The sequence below is a fragment of the Nonomuraea sp. NPDC049141 genome, assembly GCF_040648415.1.
Lineage (GTDB): Bacteria > Actinomycetota > Actinomycetes > Streptosporangiales > Streptosporangiaceae > Nonomuraea.
Map to the genome: position 1 here is coordinate 1 of NZ_JBEZDR010000236.1, position 1334 is coordinate 1334.

Below are 1334 nucleotides of genomic sequence, written 5' to 3' on the forward strand. Positions count from 1 at the left end.
CGAACAGGGTGGGTCCGAGCCAGAAGCCGTCCGCGTCGCCGTCGAAGTTCCCGTCCCGGCCGTCGACGACCAGGCTCGCCCCCTCCGCGAGCCCGAACCAACTGGGGTCGCTGTCCGGGGTCGCCTCCGGCAGCAACAGGCCCGGCACCCCGTCGAGGTCGGCGCGCAGCTGCTGCCAGTTCTTGCGCCGGGCCTCGCCGAACGCGGCCACCCGGTCGAGCTGGCGCAGCCCGAGTGCGGCCTGCAGGTCGGTCGTCTTCAGGTTGTAGCCGATCTGCGAGAACGTGTACTTGTGGTCGTACCCGAAGGGGAGCGTGCCGAGCTGGCAGCCGAACCGTTTGTGGCAGCGGTCGTCCTCACCGGGCCGGCACCAGCAGTCACGTCCCCAGTCCCGGAAGGACTGCACCAGGTGCGACAGCTCCAGGCTGTTGGTCAGTACGCAGCCGCCCTCGCCCATCGTGATGTGGTGCGCGGGATAGAAGCTGACCGTGCTGAGGTGTCCGAAGGTGCCGGTCGGCCGGCCCTGGTAGAGCGAGCCCACCGCGTCGCAGTTGTCCTCGACGAGCCACAGGCCGTGCTCCTCGGCCAGCGCCATCATCCCCACGGCGTCGAAGGGGTTGCCGAGCGTGTGGGCCACGATGATCGCCTTGGTCCGTGGCCCGATCGCGGCCCGGACCCGCTCCACGGTGGTGTTGTAGGTGCCGAGGTCCACGTCGACGAAGACGGGCACCAGGCCGTTCTGCACGATCGGGTTGACGGTGGTGGGGAAACCGGCCGCCACCGTGATCACCTCATCGCCCGGGCGCAGCCGCCGGTCGCCCAGCTCCTGCGCGGTGAGCGCCGACAGGGCGAGCAGGTTGGCCGAGGAGCCGGAGTTGGTCAGTTGCGCCTTGCGCATCCCGAAGTGGCGCGCGAAGCGCCGCTCGAACTGCACCGCGTACGTGCTCGCCGCGATCCGCATGTCCAGTGCGGCCTCGACCAGCGCGGCCCGCTCCGTCTCGTCGAAGACCGGGCCGGACGAGAGAACCGGCGTCTCGCCCGCCACGAACTCCCCGGCGCCGCTCTGCTCCCGGTGGTACTCGTGCACCAGTTCGAGGATTCTCGCCTTGAGGTCAGTCATGCCTGCTCGCCCTTCTCTCTTCCATGAGTCGCGTGGCCGGGTCGTCGGCGTACGCGTACGCCCAGACGTCCCGGACGGTCGTGCTCAGCGAGCGGCGCGGCGACCAGCCGAGCACCGCACGGGCCCGCCGGATGTCCGCCAACTGCCAGCCCGCGCCGGCCGCCCGGGCGGTTCCTGCCGGGGCCGGCACGAGGACGAGGTCGTGGCCGACCCC

The 1334-nt window shown here is 71.1% G+C and carries 1 protein-coding gene and 1 pseudogene; both read right to left on the reverse strand.

All coding sequences use genetic code 11. The annotated features are described in order from the left end of the window. Positions 1 to 1120 (reverse strand): lipopolysaccharide biosynthesis protein RfbH (gene rfbH, locus AB0B91_RS66135; protein ID WP_358343266.1); only part of this gene is annotated, 1120 nt, incomplete at its 3' end. Beyond that, positions 1113 to 1334 (reverse strand): annotated as a pseudogene (locus tag AB0B91_RS66140) (hypothetical protein); the annotation flags it as partial. The pseudogene AB0B91_RS66140 and the gene rfbH, both read right to left, overlap by 8 nt.